The 21,794-nt window shown below is 48.9% G+C and carries 19 protein-coding genes and 1 rRNA gene; 10 read left to right on the top strand and 10 right to left on the bottom strand.

Annotated elements, in window-relative coordinates; all coding sequences use genetic code 11:
• Positions 1-36: 36 nt before the first annotated feature.
• The 10 genes from KXG62_RS22120 to rpmH all read right to left on the bottom strand — a co-directional run bounded on the left by KXG62_RS22120 (position 37) and on the right by rpmH (position 9,655).
• Positions 37-891 carry a ParB/RepB/Spo0J family partition protein gene (locus KXG62_RS22120; RefSeq protein ID WP_218094185.1) on the bottom strand — a complete coding sequence of 285 codons (855 nt, stop codon included), beginning with the start codon at positions 889-891 and terminating at the stop codon, positions 37-39.
• Positions 888-1,646 carry a ParA family protein gene (locus KXG62_RS22125; RefSeq protein WP_218094186.1) on the bottom strand — a complete coding sequence of 253 codons (759 nt, stop codon included), beginning with the start codon at positions 1,644-1,646 and terminating at the stop codon, positions 888-890. The genes KXG62_RS22120 and KXG62_RS22125 overlap by 4 nt, the downstream gene beginning before the upstream one ends.
• Positions 1,647-2,160: 514 nt before the next feature.
• A complete protein-coding gene (gene noc, locus KXG62_RS22130) occupies positions 2,161-2,979 on the bottom strand; it encodes a nucleoid occlusion protein (RefSeq protein ID WP_218094187.1) in 819 nt (272 codons plus the stop codon).
• Between the two features lie 382 nt (positions 2,980-3,361).
• Positions 3,362-4,090 (bottom strand): 16S rRNA (guanine(527)-N(7))-methyltransferase RsmG, encoded by a 729-nt coding sequence (rsmG, locus tag KXG62_RS22135; protein WP_218094206.1) that lies wholly within the window; start codon positions 4,088-4,090, stop codon positions 3,362-3,364.
• Positions 4,090-5,982 (bottom strand): tRNA uridine-5-carboxymethylaminomethyl(34) synthesis enzyme MnmG, encoded by a 1,893-nt coding sequence (mnmG, locus tag KXG62_RS22140; protein ID WP_218094188.1) that lies wholly within the window; start codon positions 5,980-5,982, stop codon positions 4,090-4,092. The genes rsmG and mnmG overlap by 1 nt, the downstream gene beginning before the upstream one ends.
• Positions 5,983-6,042: 60 nt before the next feature.
• Entirely contained in the window at positions 6,043-7,422 is a 1,380-nt protein-coding gene (gene mnmE / locus KXG62_RS22145; RefSeq protein WP_218094189.1) for a tRNA uridine-5-carboxymethylaminomethyl(34) synthesis GTPase MnmE, read from the bottom strand.
• Positions 7,423-7,591: 169 nt separating this feature from the next.
• Positions 7,592-8,209 (bottom strand): RNA-binding cell elongation regulator Jag/EloR, encoded by a 618-nt coding sequence (gene jag / locus KXG62_RS22150; protein ID WP_218094190.1) that lies wholly within the window; start codon positions 8,207-8,209, stop codon positions 7,592-7,594.
• Between the two features lie 15 nt (positions 8,210-8,224).
• On the bottom strand, positions 8,225-8,959 hold the full coding sequence (gene yidC, locus KXG62_RS22155) for a membrane protein insertase YidC (protein WP_218094191.1): 735 nt from the start codon (positions 8,957-8,959) through the stop codon (positions 8,225-8,227).
• A gap of 85 nt (positions 8,960-9,044) precedes the next feature.
• Positions 9,045-9,404 (bottom strand): ribonuclease P protein component, encoded by a 360-nt coding sequence (rnpA, locus tag KXG62_RS22160; RefSeq protein ID WP_218094192.1) that lies wholly within the window; start codon positions 9,402-9,404, stop codon positions 9,045-9,047.
• A gap of 116 nt (positions 9,405-9,520) precedes the next feature.
• On the bottom strand, positions 9,521-9,655 hold the full coding sequence (gene rpmH, locus KXG62_RS22165) for a 50S ribosomal protein L34 (RefSeq protein ID WP_014372796.1): 135 nt from the start codon (positions 9,653-9,655) through the stop codon (positions 9,521-9,523).
• Positions 9,656-10,155: 500 nt separating this feature from the next.
• Here rpmH and dnaA point away from each other — a divergent pair, with 500 nt between their 5' ends.
• The 10 genes from dnaA to KXG62_RS22215 form a co-directional block, all read left to right on the top strand.
• Positions 10,156-11,517, top strand: a complete 1,362-nt coding sequence (gene dnaA, locus KXG62_RS22170) for a chromosomal replication initiator protein DnaA (RefSeq protein ID WP_218094193.1) — start codon at positions 10,156-10,158, stop codon at positions 11,515-11,517.
• 325 nt (positions 11,518-11,842) lie between these two features.
• Positions 11,843-12,985, top strand: coding sequence for a DNA polymerase III subunit beta (gene dnaN / locus KXG62_RS22175; protein WP_218094194.1), 1,143 nt, complete (start codon positions 11,843-11,845; stop codon positions 12,983-12,985).
• Between the two features lie 29 nt (positions 12,986-13,014).
• Positions 13,015-13,230, top strand: coding sequence for a S4 domain-containing protein YaaA (gene yaaA / locus KXG62_RS22180; protein WP_218094195.1), 216 nt, complete (start codon positions 13,015-13,017; stop codon positions 13,228-13,230).
• 22 nt (positions 13,231-13,252) lie between these two features.
• Positions 13,253-14,359, top strand: coding sequence for a DNA replication/repair protein RecF (gene recF, locus KXG62_RS22185; protein ID WP_218094196.1), 1,107 nt, complete (start codon positions 13,253-13,255; stop codon positions 14,357-14,359).
• Positions 14,360-14,430: 71 nt separating this feature from the next.
• Positions 14,431-14,679 (top strand): extracellular matrix regulator RemB, encoded by a 249-nt coding sequence (gene remB, locus KXG62_RS22190; RefSeq protein ID WP_144844605.1) that lies wholly within the window; start codon positions 14,431-14,433, stop codon positions 14,677-14,679.
• Positions 14,680-14,828: 149 nt separating this feature from the next.
• The gene (gene gyrB, locus KXG62_RS22195) at positions 14,829-16,742 is read left to right on the top strand and encodes a DNA topoisomerase (ATP-hydrolyzing) subunit B (protein WP_218094197.1); all 1,914 of its coding nucleotides are present in this window, start codon (positions 14,829-14,831) and stop codon (positions 16,740-16,742) included.
• Positions 16,743-16,744: 2 nt separating this feature from the next.
• Positions 16,745-17,602 (top strand): polysaccharide deacetylase family protein, encoded by an 858-nt coding sequence (locus KXG62_RS22200; protein WP_218094198.1) that lies wholly within the window; start codon positions 16,745-16,747, stop codon positions 17,600-17,602.
• A gap of 59 nt (positions 17,603-17,661) precedes the next feature.
• Entirely contained in the window at positions 17,662-20,166 is a 2,505-nt protein-coding gene (gene gyrA / locus KXG62_RS22205) for a DNA gyrase subunit A (RefSeq protein ID WP_218094199.1), read from the top strand.
• 136 nt (positions 20,167-20,302) lie between these two features.
• A complete protein-coding gene (locus KXG62_RS22210) occupies positions 20,303-21,373 on the top strand; it encodes an HD-GYP domain-containing protein (RefSeq protein WP_218094200.1) in 1,071 nt (356 codons plus the stop codon).
• Between the two features lie 308 nt (positions 21,374-21,681).
• A 16S ribosomal RNA gene (locus KXG62_RS22215) occupies positions 21,682-21,794 on the top strand; the annotation flags it as partial.

Consider the following 21,794-nt stretch of genomic DNA (forward strand, 5'->3'; position numbering starts at 1 on the left):
CCGCAAGCCGTATCCCAGGTATGCTATCGTCTGTCTTTAGGATGTTTTTCCTTGAAGAAGCTCGAGCAAGCGGTCCAAATCTTCTTTCGAGTAATACAGCAGCTCGATTTTACCCTTATTGTTACCGTGCCTTATTTTAACCGTTGTCCGGTACGTTTCTCTTAAGCTTTCTTCCAATTCATTAATATATGGATCTTTACGTTTTGGTTTCAGCTTAGCCTTTTTGGTATCGTTCTTTTCCTCGAGCTTTTTCACTTCTTCTTCCAGCTCACGAACGCTCCATTGTTCTTTTATCGCTGTGTCCGCTAACGCCTTGATCAGCTTTTTATCTCGCAAGCCGACAATCGCTTTGGCATGACCCATCGATAATGTTCCACGTGAAACATATTCCTTCACTTCTTCAGGCAGCTGCAGCAACCTCAAAAAGTTCGCGATATGCGAACGGCTCTTACCAACTTTTACTGCTAGTACTTCTTGAGTTAATGAAAACTGGTCAATCAATGCTTGATAAGCAACGGCAATCTCCATTGCATTCAAATCTTCCCGCTGTACGTTTTCGATCAAAGCAATTTCCATCACTTGTTGATCGGTAAACTTCTTCACTACCGCAGGTATTGTTGCTTTTCCGCATACTTGAGACGCCCGAAACCGTCTCTCCCCTGCAATAATCTCAAATCCTTTTAGAACGCTTCGGACAATGATCGGTTGAATAACTCCGTGTTCTTTAATAGACGATGCCAATTCCTGAATCGATTCCTCATTAAAATTACGTCTCGGCTGATACGGGTTCGGCCGAAGCTGTGCCAATGGAATTTCAACGACTTTATCGTCATCATTAATACTGAGAGCCGGCAGCAGCGCATCCAGACCTTTACCTAACCGTTTACTCAAAGCGCAATCACTTCCTTTGCAAGCTCCATATACACTTCAGCTCCTTTGGATTTCGGATCGTAAGTGATAATCGACTGTCCATGGCTCGGAGCTTCGCTAAGTCTTATATTTCGCGGTATGATCGTTTGATACACTTTTTGTTGAAAATACTTTTTAACCTCTTCGATAACCTGCATACCCAGATTCGTACGCGCGTCAAACATCGTTAACAAAACGCCTTCAATTTGCAGCGTTGTGTTCAAATGTTTTTGTACAAGGCGAACCGTGTTTAACAGTTGGCTCAGTCCTTCCAACGCGTAGTACTCACATTGAATCGGGATAATGACCGAATCGGCAGCAGTTAAAGAGTTGACGGTGAGAATACCAAGCGAAGGAGGGCAATCGATCAAGATATAATCATACATATGCTTAACCAACTGAAGCGATTTTTTTAACCGCACTTCCCTGGAGATCGTCGGTACAAGTTCAATTTCCGCACCTGCCAGCTGAATCGTGGCTGGGATAATTTTCAAATTAGGGATATTCGTATCAACCGTCGCATCTTTCGGATGCACATCATTAATAAGCACATCATAAATACAGTATGTAACGTCAGCTTTGCTTACGCCAATACCGCTTGTCGTATTTCCTTGGGGATCAATGTCAACGAGCAATACTCTCTTACCTAACGATGCAAGGGATGCACCCAAATTAACAGAAGTCGTTGTTTTTCCCACTCCACCCTTTTGGTTGGTAATGGCGATTATCTTGGACAAAATCATTTCACCTCTAATACACAATTTAATGTGTATGAATCTTTGTAATGATGTATTATTGCCATTGAAGTCCGTCGACCTTACTGCTGCATTCTCACCTTGCCGATTCAGCGTATCAGCCAATTAGACATTATAATCACTCTCAAAAAACGGCATTGCGACTTGATAGCCTAATATAAAATTGCGAATCTATCGAATCTAGCAAATCAACACATGGAAAACTTTTAAATAGACAAAAAAATAGACATTATACAATATAATTCGACAACAACCAGCGTTAATGTGTCTGTAGACTTTACTTCGATTACAACACATCAAAAAAAGATTTTCCTCAAATGCGTTACATCATACTCCACACAAGCAAAAAAATATCGCCCACACGGAGCAAATTCATTAATTCACAAGCAATAAAAACAACATACCAGTCGCAAAGAAAAACAAGAAAAGAAAAGCCTCGTTACGAGGCTATCGTTTTTCTACGAATCTAGTATGAAATAATATTACTTTATCTATTTTACCTCTTTGGTATACGAATTACAATCTCATAATGATCATCATGATCTTGCTCACTTGTATTAATGGGCAAACCGGATGAAGCCACCATGTCTACGGATTGTCTGATCGTATTGAGAGCCAGTCTAACATCTTTGGAGAACGATACTCGTTTGGCTTTCCCTTTACTTTTGGCCGATTCCTTCAATAACGCAATTCGCGCTTCCGTTTGCTTTACGTTCAATTCCTTCGTGATGACTTCCTCCAGCATTTTCAGTTGAGGCTCCTCTTGATCAAGAGCCAACAATGCCCTGGCATGCCGTTCTGTGATTTTGCGGTCAATCAATGCCAGCTTCACCGGCTCAGACAATTGCAGCAGTCTGATCTTGTTGGCAATCGTCGATTGGCTTTTCCCTAATCTTTGCGCAAGGCTTTCCTGCGTAAGATGATGCAGATCGATCAACTGTTGATAAGCAATGGCTTCTTCGATAGCCGTCAAGCCTTCACGCTGCAAATTTTCAATCAACGCGATCGAAGCCGCTTGCGAATCATTGAATTCCTTCACGATAGCAGGAATCGTATCATACCCAAGCTTCCTGACCGCCCGCCAACGACGTTCCCCCGCAATGATCTCAAACCGGTTATTTCGAACGCGCACAACAATGGGCTGAATAACGCCATGTGTCTTAATGGTTTGTGATAGTTCCTCAATCCGCTCGTCATCAAATATCGTTCTAGGCTGATACGGACTCGGTACGATGTCATTGACCGGAACATTCTTCACTTCGTCTGGCGAAGCCTTATCGTTAAAACCGAACAATTTGGAAAGTTGTTCCTTCATTACGATAACCACCCGATCTCTTCACCGATAAATATTGTGTCTATATAAATAATTCTCCAGAAATATCTAAATTCCTGCTGTCATAAGCAAACAACTTTATTGTAGGATTCTACAATTCAAGAAACATTCACATCCGGCACTTTCACGACAACGTTTCTCTCATATATAACATAAAGCCCTATTTACCCTTATACTCATCATCATACGATTCACAATAATTGCGTATACACAACTAGATATTTATGTTCCATGCATCCATTTGTTTCATTGTCGCTATCGATTCAGCTTATAGTGATAGCATCCATCATAATGCGGCCTTAACAATTCATTTCTCTCACTCTATCTGAATAGTAACTTGAAATATGTTCCACGTGAAACATCATTACACGCGAAGTAATGGAGTTTTTAATGGCATTCCAGCCTTGCGCGGATATTTCCGCGGCGTCGTCCCTTCTTTGCCAATCACAATAATATGGCGAGTCGATTCTTCAACCGGCAATTCAAAACGATGCGTTTGCAGTAACTTCCCGTTCAATTCTTTTAAACTGTAAGCAGCCTCATCCATTTCTTGCTGCATGTCTTGCCCCTTCATTGCAACAAACGTTCCTCCGCTTTTGGCAAAAGGCAAACAAAATTCATTCAGCACGGCAAGCCTGGCGACGGCTCTGGCCGTCACCATATCATAGCGATCTCTGTGCGCTAGCAACCGGGCTATATCTTCCGCCCGACCATGAACGCAGTTTACATTTCCAATCGCTAACTTATCACACAAATGCTTCAAAAATTGGATGCGCTTATTTAGAGAATCGACAATCGTTACCTCAAGATGCGGAAAAGCGATTTTCAACGGGAGGCTTGGAAAACCAGCGCCAGACCCAATATCGGCAATGGAACGGATTTGCGTAACGGGTACAAAAAAAGAGAGGGAAAGGGAGTCGTAAAAATGTTTAATATACACTTGCTCCCTTTCCGTTATGCCGGTCAAGTTCATTCGTTCATTCCAATCGACCAGCTCTTTATAATAAATTTCAAACTGATCGAGCTGCTTTGTCGATAATGAAATGTTTCTACGATTTAATAGTTGGGTAAACTGCTGTTGAACCGTATCCATCATTGCGCCCTAGCCGCCACGACTTTATTGTAATGTTCCAAATAGACCAGCAATATCGAAATGTCGGCTGGAGTCACGCCGGAGATCCGTGATGCTTGCCCGATGGAGATCGGCCGGATTTTGGCGAGTTTCTGCTTTGCCTCGGAAGCAATCCCATGAATCTCTTCATAGACGATATCATCAGGTATACGCTTCTTCTCCATCTTCCGCAGTCGTTCTACTTGCGCAAGCTGTTTTTCAATATAGCCGCTGTACTTCACTTGAATTTCGACCTGCTCCTTCATCTCCTCCGTCAATTCCAGCGGAGATGGCGATAGCGAATGGATATGCTCCAGCGTTACTTCCGGACGGCGAAGAAGTGTGAGCAGATCTACCGAGTTATTCAATTCCGCGCTTCCGAGCGATGCAAGCAGCTGCTGCACTTCAGCAGCCGGCTTCACTTTCGTTGTTTTCAATCGTTCCATCTCTTCTTCGACCAGTCGCACCTTCATTTGGAAGCGTGCGAACCGCTCATCCGATATAAGCCCGATTTCATGACCTGTCGGCGTCAAACGCAAATCCGCATTATCATGACGAAGCAGCAGACGGTATTCCGCTCTGGACGTTAACAACCGGTACGGCTCACTCGTTCCTTTGGTCACCAGATCATCAATAAGTACGCCTATATACGCCTCAGAGCGATCCAAAATGACAGCTTCTTTCCCTTGGACCTTACGCGCCGCGTTAATTCCTGCCATAATGCCTTGACCAGCCGCTTCCTCATACCCGGAAGTACCGTTAATTTGTCCTGCCGTAAACAACCCATCAACGATCTTCGTTTCGAGGGAAGGCTTCAGCTGTGTCGGAACGACGGCATCATACTCGATCGCATAACCGGTACGCATCATCTCCACTTTCTCCAGCCCCGGTATGGAACGTAAAATTTGCAGCTGCACGTCCTCCGGCATGCTAGTGGAAAGCCCTTGAACATAATACTCCTTCGTATTCCGTCCTTCTGGCTCTAGGAAAATTTGATGCTGCGGCTTGTCGCTAAATCTTACAATTTTATCTTCAATGGAAGGACAATAACGCGGCCCGGTTCCTTCGATCGCACCGGAGAACATCGGCGCGCGATGCAAATTATCATTAATGATTTGATGTGTTTTTTCCGACGTGTAAGTTAACCAGCAAGGCAGCTGATTTGGGATCTCCTCTGTCGTCTCAAAAGAGAAAAACTTCGGCTTCTCATCCCCCGGCTGAATCGTCGTTTGGGAGAAGTCGATCGAGTCTTTATGCACCCGCGGCGGCGTACCCGTTTTGAAGCGAACAAGCTCCAGTCCGTGGCTGCGCAAATTCTCCGACAGCTTCACTGCCGGCTGCTGATTGTTCGGTCCGCTCTCGTACATCAATTCGCCCATAATTATTTTGCCGCGCAGATAGGTTCCGGTCGTCAGCACAACCGCTCTTCCTCTATATGTCGCACCCGTTTTCGTGATGACGCCTTTGCACACGCCATCCTCAACGACCAGTTCCTCCGCCATCCCTTGGCGAAGCGTCAGCCGCTCCTGCTTCTCAATCGTTTCCTTCATGATGTGCTGATACAAAAATTTGTCGGCCTGCGCGCGCAAAGCATGAACCGCCGGACCTTTACCGGTATTGAGCATGCGCATCTGAATATACGTTCGGTCAATGTTGCGTCCCATCTCTCCGCCAAGCGCGTCGATTTCGCGGACGACGTGACCTTTCGCCGGTCCACCGATGGACGGGTTACACGGCATAAACGCGACCATATCCAGATTGATGGTCAGCAGCAGCGTCTCCGCACCCATTCGCGCTGCCGCAAGGGCGGCCTCACAGCCTGCGTGGCCGGCGCCAATTACAATGACGTCATATTCCCCTGCATTGTAAGTCATAATATCTCACCTTCCTAAATTCATTGCTGAGCAATGGATGTATCCTTAAGCCTAAGCTTATTATTTCCCCAAACAAAACTGTGAAAAAATTTGATCGATGAGTGAATCGCTCACCGAATCACCAATAATTTCGCCGAGGTGTTCCCACGCTCTTCGAATATCGATCTGCACCATATCGATCGGAATGTACTGCTCGGTCGCCGAATAAGCTTCGTCGAGCGACTGCTTCGCCTGCTTCAACAATTGAATGTGGCGCGAATTGCTCACATACGTCAAATCGCTCGACTCCAGCTGTCCACTGAAAAAGATGCCCGCGATCGCCTTTTCCAAATCATTGATCCCTTGCTGACGCAGCAGTGACATGCGTACGACATGCGCCTCGCCGAACGCTTCTATCAGCCGCGCTTCCTCGAGCTGCTGCGGAAGATCCAGCTTATTCATAATCGCGATGATCTGGCGGTCCTTCAGCTCCTCGATCATGCGCAGCTCATCAGGCTGCAGCGGCTCCGCTCCGTTGAACACGAGCAATATCAGATCTGCATCGGCCAATGCCTGCCGCGACTTCTCCACGCCAATCTGCTCGACGATGTCCGACGTTTCGCGAATGCCCGCCGTATCGAGCAGCTTCAGCGGGATGCCGTTCACATTGACATATTCCTCCACCACGTCGCGCGTCGTGCCGGCAATGTCAGTCACGATCGCCCGCTCTTCCTGGGCGAACGTATTTAGCAGCGAAGACTTTCCTACGTTCGGCTTCCCGACGATCGCCGTTACAAGACCTTCGCGTAAAATTTTACCCTGCTGCGCCGTCGTTAGTAAACGATCGATTTCCAAAAGCGCGGCGGCGCATTTCTCCTTAATAAAAGTATTCGTCATTTCTTCGACATCATGCTCGGGATAGTCAATATTCACTTCGATATGAGCCATCAGCTCGACCAGTTGATGTCGCAATTCCTTAATCTTCTTCGACAAGCTGCCTTCGGACTGCTTGAGCGCGATGCGGAACGCACGGTCCGATTTGGAACGAATCAGGTCTATGACCGCTTCTGCCTGCGATAAGTCAATACGTCCGTTCAAAAATGCGCGTTTCGTAAATTCGCCCGGCTCCGCCAGTCGGGCTCCATTGTCTAGCAGCAAATCAAGCACCTTTCGTACCGATACGAATCCGCCATGACAGCTCACTTCAACCACATCTTCCTTCGTAAAGGAACGCGGCGCCCGCATTACAGTAACCAACGCTTCCTCCACCCGGGTTCCTGTGATGGGATCGGCGATATGCCCATAGTGAACTGTATGCGTCGGCACCTCAGTCAGCTTTTTTGACCCGGCGTGAAATATTTTTTCACATATTGCCACCGCCTCCGATCCGCTGACGCGAATGACCGCAATTCCTCCTTCGCCGGATGGTGTGGCGATGGCCGCAATCGTATCTTCAATCATCACTAGCCTCCTATCGTCTTGCCAGGCGGTCAAATTCTCCAGGCTCGTTTCGCCCTATCCATAGGCGCGGACGGCCATGACCGTTGAAGCACAACTAAAAATTTCGATCAACTAAAGAAAAAGCAATGAAGCCATATGCAAGCTATGACATCATTGCAACCAAAAAATTTTAACGCAGCGCGATTACGACACGCCGACTCGGTTCTTCGCCTCTGCTGAACGTCTTCACCTTCGGATGCTGCTGCAGCTGAGAATGGATCGCTTTGCGTTCTTGCGGGCCCATCGGCTCGAGCACTACTTCTTTCTTCGTGCGGATGACGCGTTCCGCAAGCCTTTCGGCCAAATCCTGAAGCGTTTTTTTGCGCCGTTCCCGGAACTGTTCGGCATCGATCATAATGCGTAAATGCCGGTCCGAATACCGGTTCGCTACGATATTGACGAGGTATTGCAGCGCATCGAGTGTCTGTCCGCGCCGGCCGATCAGCATGCCGAGCTCCGTTCCGTGCAAATGCAGCTCCGTTCCGTCCTTGTCCCGCTTTTGCTCGATCCGAACGTCCAGCTCCATCGTGCGAAGCACGTCCTGCAAAAATGCGACCGCTTCTTCCAGCGGATCCGGTATGAGCTCCAGCTCCACCTTTGCCTCTTTCACACCGATCAGACCGAACAATCCTTTGGCCGGCTGCTCCAAGACGCTCACTTTCACCCGTTCCTGCGGAACGTTCCATTGCTGCAGCCCGTTTCTTACGGCATCATCAATCGTTTTGCCCGTAACCACGATAGTTTTCATATCATCCGGCCACCCTTATTTTTTAAGTTCACCCTTTTTACTAGGCCCACCATAAATAAAGTAAGACTGAACAATCGTGAAAATATTGCTATATACCCAGTACAGCGGCAGCGCCGAAGCGAAATTCATCGCCATGACGAAAATCATGACCGGGAAAATGAACATCAGGCTTTGCATCTGCGGATTCATTTGCGAAGACATCATTTTTTGCTGAAGGAAAGTGGTCAGTGCGGCCAGCAGCGGCAAAATGTAGAACGGGTCTTTCGTGCCGAGCTGCATCCACAAAAATGAATGTTCTCCGATATGATGGTTACGCATGATAGCATTATATAGAGCGATCAGAATCGGCATTTGCACCAAAATCGGCAAACATCCGGCAAGCGGATTCACGCCTTCCTTCTGGAACAGCTTCATCGTTTCTTCCTGCTGTTTCTTCGGATCGTCTTTGAACTTGTCCTTCAGCTTCTTCAGCTCCGGCTGCAGCTCCTGCATCCGTTTCGAACTGCGCACCTGCTTCAATGTAAGCGGCAGTATAATCAAGCGAATAATCATCGTCACAACAAGGATGGATAATCCGTATTGTCCCCACAGTACATTCGCAAACCAGTCCAGCGAAGTCGCCAGCGGATATACGAAATACTTGTCCCATATACCGCTATTGGGATCGATCGGGGCCGTCGCCGGGCTACAACCCGCAAGCAGCAAAAATACCGCCAAAAACGGTACGTATTTCATGAATCGACGCGTCAAAATGATATCCTCCCAAGTTGTTCTTTTTCCAAAGTAAACTATACCATAACTTCCGGCACAAGGAAACCAAGGAAACCCCGAATCGTCAGCTGCCGGTTTCCCCTTTTTTATGCAGAAGCGATGCGCGTTTGATCACGTGCAGCACACTCTTTTCCATCTCGTGATATTCCATGTCCGCAGCCGGTTTGCGCGCAATAAGGATGAGATCGTATCCTCCAGGAAGACGAGACGCGTTCAACCGGACGATTTCCTTCAGCATACGCCGGATCCGGTTGCGCACAACCGCGTTGCCGAGCTTTTTGCTGACCGATACCCCGAGCCGGAACGCGTCCTGGCCGTGCTGCGCTTTATAATAAAGAACGAACTGGTGATTCGCTGCCGATTTGCCGTGGCGATACACCTTATCGAAATATTCTCTTTTCGTCAGTCTGTTTTTTTTCTCCATCGCGGTATCGCTCCATCCGGCCGTCATCGGGCGGCAAGTCCATCCCTATCGTTAACGAAATACAGCGCTTTTAAACGATTCCAACAAAAAAGACCACCTGTCAGTGGTCTCTTGTCTTATGCGCTCAATACTTTTCTTCCTTTTAGACGACGAGCCGCGAGTACTTTACGACCATTTTTCGTGCTCATTCTTTTACGGAAGCCGTGTACTTTGCTGCGCTTTCTTACATTCGGTTTGAAAGTTGGTCTCATTATCGTGCACCTCCTTGAGGAATACCATTCCCAAAATACCTTATAACATTAAACCATCTCGCCGCCCAAAAGTCAACTTGCGATCCACAAAAAAACGGCAGCTAAAAAAACGCCAAATTTTACGTCCATCAACGCCTGTGCATAAGCTAAAAACGAATTTTTGGGGAAAATGTCGAAATGTTAACAACTTATAAACAATATGTAGTATTGTGAACAAAATTTGCACACAAGTTATTGAAAATGTGGATAAATCCAAACATTCCGTTGCGCATCGGGGTTGTTTTTGTTATCATGGTTATGTTTTCGGTTGTGGATACAATTAATCATCAACAAAATTATCAACAGCCTGTGGATATCTTTGTGAACAATTTTCAGGGCCTATGTATAATTTATAATATCCGATTCTGCATAATGTGGATAGTTCCGACACATTATCGTTTTTTTCTACAGGGTCGCGGCTTACGCCATACCGGTTATTTTTCCGAAGGAGTGAATAGATTGTGGAAAGCCATCCTAACGACCAGTGGCAGCAAGTACTTTCCATTTTGCACAAAAGGGTGAGCAAACCGAGCTACGAAACGTGGCTTGCTTCCACAAGAGCCGTTGTTTTTAACGAAACAACCGTCGTCATCTGCGCCCCGAACAAGTTCGCTAGAGAATGGCTTGAAGATCGGTACACCAAACATATACGAGAAGCTGTATTTGATTTGAAAGGCAAGCAAGCGGAGATCAAATTCGTCATCGAAGACGACCCGGAAGCAATCGAACATTCTCCTCCCCCTGCAACTGCTCCAGCGAAACGACAACCTAACGTTCCCGAAGAACCTTTCAGTCACATGATGAATCCCAAGTATACATTCGATACGTTTGTCATCGGGGCTGGAAACCGGTTTGCCCATGCGGCTTCGCTCGCGGTAGCGGAAGCGCCGGCCAAAGCGTATAATCCGCTATTTTTATACGGCGGCGTAGGTCTTGGGAAGACGCATTTGATGCATGCGATCGGTCATTACGTGCTGGAACATAATCCCGGAGCGCGTGTGCTTTACATCTCGTCCGAAAAATTTACGAACGAGTTCATCAACGCCATTCGGGACAACCGCGGCGAAAGTTTCCGCAACAAATACCGCAACATCGACGTGCTGCTCATAGATGATATTCAGTTTCTTGCCGGAAAAGAACAGACCCAGGAAGAATTTTTCCATACGTTCAACGCGCTGCACGAAGAACGCAAGCAAATCATTATTTCCAGCGACCGTCCGCCGAAGGAAATCCCGACGCTCGAGGAGCGCCTGCGTTCCCGTTTCGAATGGGGCCTAACGACGGACATTCAACCGCCGGATCTGGAGACGCGGATCGCGATTTTGCGGAAAAAGGCCAAAGCCGAAAACCTGGACATCCCGAACGAGGCTATGATGTACATAGCAAACCAGATCGACTCGAACATTCGCGAGCTCGAGGGCGCTCTAATCCGGGTTGTCGCCTATTCATCTTTGATCAACGAGGACATTACGTCGCATTTGGCGGCGGAAGCGCTGAAAGACATCATTCCCAGCAGCCGCCCGAGAGTCATTACGATACAGGATATTCAGCAAAAGGTCGGCGAGTTTTACGGACTGAAGATTGAGGATTTCAAAGCGAGGAAACGGACGAAATCCGTTGCGTTCCCGCGGCAAATCGCGATGTATTTGGCCCGGGAAATGACCGATTTTTCGCTGCCGAAAATCGGTGAAGCGTTTGGCGGAAGAGACCATACGACCGTCATTCACGCCCATGAGAAAATATCGGTAGCGCTCAAAACAGACCAGGAATTATATAAAGTCATTCAAAATATTATAGAGAAAGTGAAAAACGTAGCGCTATAAGCATACAAGCGATTGCGGGCATCTGCATTCCCGTTTTCGGCACGCAATGTAACGAAGCGCCCGCAATGACTTCGGGGGAGACCGAAGCCGGGCTGCGACGCTGCATTTTCGATGCCGTTTTTTTTGCGAAATGAGCGCCGGCCAACATCTGCATAAATCGAAGCCTATACACAAACTATTCACATGTGGATAGGCTTTTGTTTTGCACTGTTCACACACATATCCACATATCCTTGGCCCCTACTACTATTACGAATTAAAAACATGTTAATATATAGAGTATATGTCCGTCTCCCCCATTCTAGAACCAAGTAGGAGTGACAGTATGAAATTAACGATATTGAAAGAATATTTGAACGAAGCGATTCAGCATGTATCGAAGGCCATTTCGAGCAAAACGACCATTCCAATTTTGAGCGGGATCAAAATAGATGCGAACTATAGCGGCATGACGCTGACCGCAAGCGATACCGACATTTCGATTCAAAATTTTATTCCGATTGAAAAAAACGACCAGCAGGTCATCGACTTGAAACAGCCTGGAAGCGTCGTGTTGTCATCCAAGTTTTTTGTCGAAATTATACGCAAGCTGCCGGCGCAGCAAATCGAAATCGAAGTGAAGGACGGCTTTCAAACGACGATCCGTTCCGGTTCTTCGGAAATTCAGCTTGTTGGCCTTGATCCAGAGGAATATCCGGTTATGCCAGGTATCGAGGAAGACCGCACTGTACAAATTCCGAGCGATCTGCTGAAATCGATGATCAAGCAGACGTCTTTTGCCGTTTCCACCAACGAAGCCACACCGATTCTTACCGGCGTTTTGTGGACCATTACAGGAGGTAAGCTGAAGTTCATCGCCTGTGACCGGCATCGTCTCGCCAGCCGCGAAATGAATATCGATGCGCCGGAAGACTTCGCTCTTTCGAACGTTTCTATTTCCGGTAAGACGCTGAATGAGCTCGCCAAAATTTTGCCGGATCAAAATACGCTGATCGACGTCGTGTTCGCGGAAAACCAAGTGCTGTTTAAAATGAGCTCCGTTCTTTTTTATACGCGTATTCTGGAAGGGACTTACCCCGATACATCCAAGCTCATTCCGCAATCGTTCCAAACCGAGCTTGTCGTTAATACCGAGGATTTGATTGCAGCGATTGACCGCGCTTATTTGCTTTCCCGGGAAGAGAAGACGAACATCGTCAGACTTGTCATGCGCGAAGACCGGACCATCGAGATTTCTTCCAGCTCTTCCGAGCTCGGCAAAGTGACGGAGGAGCTCGCCGCGGCCAGCCTGACGGGTGAGCTGCTGCGCATTTCGTTCAACTCGAAATATATGCTCGACGCGCTCAAAGTGATGGACAGCGAACAAATCCAAATCGGATTCACCGGCGCCATGCAGCCGATCATCATTCGCCCTGACGCCATTTCGACTATGCTGCAGCTGATTTTGCCTTACCGCACAACAAGCTAATCGCCGAAAAGGAGCTGTACCGCAACACTATGAAACCAATCGCCATCAGCACCGAGTACATTACGCTCGGGCAATTTTTGAAGCTCGCCGATTGCATCCCGACCGGAGGGCAAGCCAAGAGCTTTCTGCAGGAAGCCGTCATTCAAGTGAACGGAGAGCCGGAGAACCGGCGCGGACGCAAGCTGGTTGCGCAGGATGTCGTTCGTGTGGAAGGCTGCGGTGTGTTTAAAGTCGTGCAGGGCTGAGCCCGGCGCAGGAGGTACCATTTTGCAACTGAAAAAGCTGTCACTGCAGCAATACCGCAATTACGAGCGAATGGAATTCGAAACGAACCATATGGTCAATATCATCGTCGGCCCGAATGCCCAGGGCAAAACGAATTTGCTTGAATCGATCTTCGTGCTCGCCTTGACCAAGTCGCATCGAACGAATCAGGACAAGGAGCTGATCCGCTGGAACGCTCCTTCTGCCCTGCTGCACGCCGAGATTGAGAAAAAATACGGCCCCGTCAAGCTCGACCTTGCCATCTCGGCCAAAGGCAAGAAGGCGAAAGTGAACGGACTGGAGCAAAAGAAGCTGAGCAATTTCATCGGATCGCTCAATGTAGTCATGTTTGCGCCGGAGGACCTGGAGATTGTCAAAGGCTCTCCTTCCGTCCGCCGGCGTTTTCTGGACATGGAGATCGGCCAAGTGTATCCGGCCTATTTGTACGACTTGTCGCAGTATAATAAAATATTGCATCAACGTAATAATTATCTAAAACAAATGTTCGGATCTTCCGGCGCTTCCCCTCTTTTGGAAGTTTGGAATGAGCAGCTTGCGCAGTTCGGTATTAAAATTATGAAAAAACGTCAAAGCTTTATAAAGAAGCTGCAACTATGGGCGGAAAAGATTCATGCGGGCATCACGAACGGGCAGGAACAGCTGCAGATCGACTATGAACATTCGCTGGCCGGGGACGCCCAGGAAGATGACGCTGTTTTATTTGACCAATTTATGATAAAGTTATCACAGGTGCGGGATCAGGAGATGCGCCGCGGCGTAAGCCTTGTCGGGCCGCATCGCGATGATCTTCGTTTTTATATAAACGGCAAAGAAGTGCAGACATTCGGCTCTCAGGGGCAGCAGCGGACAACGGCGCTTTCGCTTAAACTGGCCGAAATCGAGCTGGTGCAGGAAGAGGTCGGGGAATATCCGCTTCTTCTGCTTGACGATGTCCTCTCCGAGCTTGACCATTACCGGCAGACGCAGCTGATCGAAACCTTCCAACGCAAAGTGCAGACGTTTATTACGACGACCGGTATTGAAAGTATAAATTTGTCAAATTTGGAAGACGTTTCGATGATTCAGGTTCGGGATGGAAGTTTGACGTAGATGGATTTCGCCGCGTGCGCATCCGGCGCGCAATCTATGAAAATTCGTGTTGCCGATAGGAGTGGGCCAGCATGTTTATCCATTTGGGCGGGGAAAAAATCATTCGCGCATCGGAACTTGTCGCCATATTTGACTTATCGATCGAGAAATCTTCGAAAATTTCGAAGCAGTTCGTCACGTACGCCAGCAAGGAGAAGCGTGTGGAAGTGATTGGCGAAGAAGAAAGCAAGTCTCTAGTCGTCACCCAGACGAAGGTGTACTACTCCCCTATTTCATCGATGACGCTCAAGAAGCGGGCGCATCAGCTGTTAACGAATTGAACTTCGTTATTTCGCATAGATGAAAACTTCCGCCTAGCGCGGTGTTTTCTTTTGTTTGGATTGGCTTTGCAGTAGAACAACTTCTTTAGATCGCGGCCGCTCATCCTTGAATGGTCTCGTAAGATTATCACGGAAAAGTGGGTGTCAGCATGTCTGTAAATCCTGGTACGAGCTATGATGAAAGTCAGATACAGGTATTGGAGGGATTGGAGGCCGTACGCAAGCGACCGGGGATGTATATCGGTTCGACCAGCGCACGCGGCCTCCATCATCTGGTATGGGAAGTCGTCGATAACAGTATCGACGAAGCGCTAGCCGGCTACTGTACGAAGATTGATGTGATCGTGCATAAAGACAACAGCATTACGGTAATCGATAACGGGCGCGGGATTCCGGTAGGCGAACATCCGAAGATGAAGCGTCCGACGGTGGAAGTCGTGCTGACCGTGCTGCATGCCGGCGGCAAGTTCGGCGGCGAAGGCTATAAAGTGTCCGGCGGTCTTCATGGCGTCGGGGTTTCCGTGGTCAATGCCCTTTCCAAGAAACTGGTCATCCAGGTGAAACGGGAAGGCAAAGTGTATGAGCAGGAATACCACTGCGGTACACCTCAATACGACTTGCGGATCATCGGCGAGTCGGAAGGGGACGGCACGACGATTACGTTTTGGCCGGATGAACAAATTTTTTCGGAAACGACGGAGTACGATTTCGATACGCTGCAATCGCGGATCCGGGAGCTGGCATTCCTAAACAAAGGAATCGAAATTACGCTGACGGACGAGCGTTCCGGGGAAGCCCATACGTTCATGTACGAAGGCGGGATTATCTCCTTCGTCGAATATTTGAACCGCAACCGCGAAGCGCTCCACCAGCCGCCGATTTACGTCGAGGGCGAGAAGGACAACATTCAGGTGGAAGTGTCGCTGCAATATAACGACAGCTATACGGAGAACATTTATTCGTTCGCCAACAACATCAACACGCATGAAGGCGGGACGCACGAATCCGGATTCAAGAGCGCGCTCACGCGGATTTTGAACGAATACGCCCGCAAGTACAATGTGCTCAAGGAGAGCGACTCCAACTTGTCCGGCGACGATGTGCGCGAAGGGCTGACGGCGATCATCTCCGTCAAGATCCCCGAGCCGCAATTTGAAGGCCAGACGAAGACGAAGCTCGGCAACAGCGAAGTGCGCGGGATCGTGGAATCGCTGTTCGCAGAGAAGCTGATGGAATTTATGGACGAGAATCCGTCCATCTCGAGAAAAATTATCGAGAAGGGCGTTCAAGCGGCAAGAGCGCGCGAAGCGGCAAGGAAAGCGCGTGAGCTGACCCGCCGCAAAAGCGCGCTGGAAGTCAGCTCCCTTCCCGGCAAGCTCGCTGACTGCTCCTCCAAGGACGCCTCCATCAGCGAAGTTTACATTGTCGAAGGAGACTCGGCCGGCGGCTCCGCCAAGCAAGGGCGGGATCGGCATTTCCAAGCGATTTTGCCGCTGCGCGGTAAAATATTGAACGTGGAAAAAGCGAGGCTGGACAAAATTTTGTCTAACGCCGAAATTCGCGCGATCATTACGGCACTTGGCACGGGGATCGGCGACGACTTCGACATCGCCAAAGCCCGTTATCACAAAATTATTATTATGACTGACGCCGACGTCGACGGCGCGCATATTCGTACGCTGCTGCTTACGTTCTTCTACCGCTACATGCGGAAGCTGATCGAGGTCGGATACGTATACATCGCCCAGCCGCCGCTGTATAAGCTGGAACGCGGCAAAGTGGTCAGATACGCATACAACGACAAGCAGCGCGAAATTATTATGGCCGAATTCGGCGAAGGCGCCAAGGTGAACGTTCAGCGTTACAAAGGTCTTGGCGAGATGAATCCGGGGCAGCTGTGGGAAACGACCATGGATCCGGAAAGCCGCACGCTGCTGCAGGTAAGCATTCAAGACGCGATCGAGGCGGATACGTTGTTCGATACGCTGATGGGCGATAACGTAGAGCCGCGCCGCGATTTCATTCAGATGCACGCCAAGTACGTGAAGAACCTCGATATTTAAGCATGGCGATGCTTAAAAAATACGGTTTGCTCTGGTGCCTGACAGCCGCTGCCTTGTTTTTTGCGGGAAGCACATGTCTCAGCGCAAACGATGTTTGGTATACGGAACGGGTTGCCGTGATCGCCTATCATCATATCGATGACCGGGTAAAAGGAGATGTGACGATTACAACGGAGCGTCTCCATGATCAACTGGCCGATCTGATGGACCGGGGGTACCATTTCATTACCTTGCAGCAGTTCCGCGATTATTTGTCCGGCGGCGAGGTGCCCTCCAACGCGGTGCTCGTTACGTTTGACGACGGATATCGCAGCTTTTATACGAATGCTTACCCGATTCTCGTGCAATTAAATATCCCAGCTGTCAATTTTGTCATAACCGGCAATCTCGATCAGCCGCTGCAAAGCCGTATCCCATCCCTTTCCCGCGAGGAAATTCGGGAAATGGCAGGCAGCGGCAGCCCTATCGATTTTCAGTGCCATACGGATCGCCTGCATGATAAATCCCCGGACGGGCAAGCTCTATTGACTGCCCGGATGAATCACGGCGATGCTGCAGAATCCGAGCCGGAGTATACGAAGCGGATCACAGACGACACGAACCGTTGCACAGCCAAGCTGAGCGAGCTTGGCGAGCAGCCGGTCGACGCTTTCGCGTTTCCGTTCGGAGTCTATGACAAGCAGTCTGGCGCGCTGCTTCAGGCGGCGGGCATCCGCTATGCGTTTACGACCGTTCCGGGGATTGCCGACCGCAGCACGGACCCGATGCAAATCCCGCGGATCAATGCGGGAAGTCCTTTTGTCAAAACGAACTCATTGAATAATTTAATCATCCGCAAGCTACACCGACCGCAACCTTGATGCGGCATTCCCATATATCGTAGAAGTGCTTTGCGAAGCGTCATCATAAGGAGGTACACATGTCGGAAGAACCCCGTTCGCAGATTAAAGAGATTGATATCGGCTCGGAAATGCGTACATCTTTCATGGATTATGCGATGAGCATTATCGTCAGCCGCGCGCTGCCGGATGTTCGCGATGGCCTTAAGCCGGTTCACCGCCGTATTTTATTCGCGATGTCCGAGCTCGGGATGTCACCGGATAAGCCTCACAAGAAGTCGGCGAGAATTGTCGGCGAAGTCATCGGTAAATATCACCCGCACGGCGACAGCGCTGTGTACGAAACGATGGTACGGATGGCGCAGGATTTCTCCTTGCGCTACATGCTTGTCGACGGACATGGTAACTTCGGTTCCATTGACGGCGACATGGCGGCAGCGATGCGTTACACGGAAGCCCGTCTGTCCAAGATCGCAATGGAACTGCTGCGCGACATTAACAAAGAAACGATCGATTTCGTCCCGAACTACGACGGCGAAGAACAAGAGCCAGCCGTACTGCCTTCCCGGTTCCCGAATTTGCTGGTTAACGGGTTATCCGGTATTGCCGTAGGGATGGCGACGAACATTCCGCCGCACAACTTGACCGAAGTGATCAACGGCGTTCAGCAGCTGATCGAGAATCCGGATCTCACGCCGCTTGACCTGATGCAGTCTATCAAAGGACCCGATTTTCCTACCGGCGGTTTCATTATGGGCCGCGAAGGCATCAAACAGGCGTATGCGACAGGACGCGGATCCGTTACGATGCGGGCGAAAGCGACCATCGAGGAGAACGGAAACAAAGCGCGCATTATCGTCTACGAGCTGCCTTATCAAGTCAACAAAGCGCGGTTGATTGAGAAGATCGCCGAGCTTGTGCGCGATAAGAAGATCGATGGCATCACCGATTTGCGCGACGAGTCCGACCGCAATGGCATGCGTATCGTAATTGAGCTGCGCCGCGACGTCAATCCGAACGTCGTTCTGAACAACTTGTACAAACATACGGCGATGCAGTCCAATTTCGGAATCATTATGCTGGCGCTCGTGAACGGCGAACCGAAAGTGCTGAATTTGCGGGATATACTGTTCCATTATCTCGAGCACCAAAAAGTAGTCATTCGCCGTCGGACGGAGTTTGAACTTCGCAAAGCGGAAGCCAGAGCGCATATCCTTGAAGGCTTGAGAATCGCGCTGGACCACCTGGATGAAGTTATTGCGCTCATTCGGGCTTCCCGTACGACCGAAGAAGCGAGAGCAGGATTGATCGAGAGGTTCGGGCTCAGCTTCGACCAGGCGCAGGCCATCCTGGACATGCGCTTGCAGCGTTTGACCGGCTTGGAACGGGAGAAAATCGAGGAAGAATATGCCGAGCTGCTCAAGAAAATCGCCGAGTTTAAAGCGATATTGGCAGATGAGCAGCTTGTGCTGAATATCATCAGCGAAGAACTGAACGAAATTAAAGAAAAATTCGGCGACGACCGCCGCTCCGAGATTACGATCGGCGAAGAAAGCATCGAGGATGAGGATTTGATTCCGCAATCCGATGTCGTCATTACGATTTCCCATACCGGTTACATCAAGCGTTTGCCGGTAACGACGTACCGCAGTCAAAGACGCGGCGGGAAAGGCGTCATAGGCATGGATACGAAAGATAATGATTTTGTCGAGCATCTTTTCGTAACCAATACCCATCATTACCTGATGTTTTTTACGAACAAAGGGAAAGCTTACCGTCTGAAGGCTTACGAGATTCCGGATTTGAGCCGCACGGCCCGCGGGACGCCGATCATCAACCTGCTACAGATTGAGCAGGGCGAGACGATCAACGCGGTCATACCGGTAGAAAGCTTCGATTCGGACAAATACTTGTTCTTCGCAACGAAGAACGGGCTTGTCAAAAAGACGCCGCTGGACGACTATATTAATATCCGTAAGGGCGGCTTGATCGCATTGAATCTGCGCGAGGACGACGATCTGATCGGCGTTCGGCTCACCGACGGCAACAAGTCGATCGTCATCGGCACGAAGCAAGGCATGTCGATTCACTTCCCTGAAACCGAGGTTCGTCCTATGGGGCGCGCCGCTACCGGGGTCAAAGGGATCCAGTTGGACGATGATGACGCAGTGATCGATATGGACGTCGTGAAGGAAGATAATAGCGTGCTTATCGTTACCTCCAAAGGGTTCGGCAAGCGAACGCCTGTATCCGAATACCGTCTGCAGTCGCGCGGCGGCAAAGGGATCAAGACGCTCCATATTACGTCTAAGAACGGCCCTGTCGTCGGTCTGAAGGTCGTCGAGGATGATGAGGACCTGATGATCATCACGGCGCTTGGAACGGTAATACGTACCAGCATGTCCGGCATTTCGATGATGGGCCGCAATACGCAAGGGGTAAGACTGATTCATATTCGGGATGAGGATGAAGTTTCGACCGTCGCGAGAGTCGATAAAAGCGAGGATGCGCCCGAAACGGATGAAGAAAACGCCATTTCCGGGGAAATGGAAGCACCCGCAGGCGATAGTGAAGAGCAAGCTTAATAAAACAATGTTGGACCAAAAAGAATGGGGCTTACATCCCCATTCTTTTTGGCTTATAATTACAGCAGCAATGGGCCTAAAGGCCGGCCCTCCTGCCAACACGAAACCAATCGACACACAAAAGTGGGGGAAATTTATGGTCAACATTCCCGTTTCCCAGTTAAACTTCGGCGAAAAACTGAGTGACAACGTTATCACCAAATATAACAATGTGCTTCTTCCGAAAGGGAAAATTATAAATTCACGCGATAAAGAAATATTGAAAGCCTTTTTGATTCCAATGGTCGCGATTGAAACCAGGTCCACCGAAGCGGAAGCTGTGCAGGAAGATGCTAGCTCCTCCGATACACAGCCGCGCAGCATTCTTCCGTTCTACGATAATTATAATAAAGTGCTCCAGCTGCTGCGCAAAGTATATGCTTCGATAGGAAACGGGAGCCAGGCGCTTCCGATACTGGATATTCGCAATACGCTGGAAGGCTTGATTCGATATATCGGGCATTACGACGTGCTTTCGTTCAACCCGAAAAACATGCAGCTTCGCGATTATATATACCACAACAGCATCATGGTAAGTCTCACCTCGTACAGTCTGGCCCGTTGGAATGGCTTTCCGCCCAAAGATCTGATGCCGATTGCGCTCTGCGGTTTGCTTCATGATATCGGCAACTCCCGTATCGATCCGGCCATATTGAATAAACCGGGAAAGCTGACAGATGACGAAGCGGAAGAAATGAAGAAGCATACGGTGATCGGCTATAACATCTTGAAGGAAGTACCGGCCATCAACAACGGCGTCAAGCTATGTGTGCTTCAGCATCATGAACGGGAAGACGGGTCCGGCTATCCGCTAGGCGTAACTGGCGACAAAATTCATCCGTATTCCAAACTGGTCGCAATCGCGGATACATTTCATGCGATGACAACCGATCGCTTTCACAAGAAGAAGTCTTCGCCATATCTGGTTCTGGAGCAACTGTTGAACGACTCTTTCGGTAAGTTGGAACCGACCATGGTACAAACGTTCGTAAATAAGGTGACGGCATTCCATAACGGCATGCTTGTCATGTTAAACGATCATCGGACCGGTGAAATCGTCTTTACCGATCGTGCGAATCCAACCAGACCTTGGGTCAATGTAGCCGGGAAAATCATCAATTTGGCGGTTGACCGTTCATTGTATATTAAGGACGTCATTCAAAAATAATTTATCGCCAAAATAGTCTTGACTCTTTCATTTCGATGTGATAAATTAGATTTCGCTGCTTATACAGACAAGCATTAATATTTTTTCACAAAAGTTAATCAGAATGAAAAAATAATACTTGCAATTAGGTAGGCAGATGTGATATATTATAAAAGTCGCCGCTGAACAGGTTGCGACGAACGAATTGCCCTTTGAAAACTGAACAACGAGTGAGTGAAATAGAGAATGCAAATTCTCGCTAGCAGTAAATTTTGAGCTCAATCAGCTTACATTATAGCGGACATGATCTTCGGATTATGCGAGCAACCTTAATGGAGAGTTTGATCCTGGCTCAGGACGAACGCTGGCGGCGTGCCTAATACATGCAAGTCGAGCGGACCCTTCGGGGTTAGCGGCGGACGGGTGAGTAACACGTAGGCAA

Origin of the sequence: Paenibacillus solanacearum, assembly GCF_910593845.1 — a bacterium.
GTDB classification, from domain to species: Bacteria; Bacillota; Bacilli; order Paenibacillales; family NBRC-103111; genus Paenibacillus_G; species Paenibacillus_G solanacearum.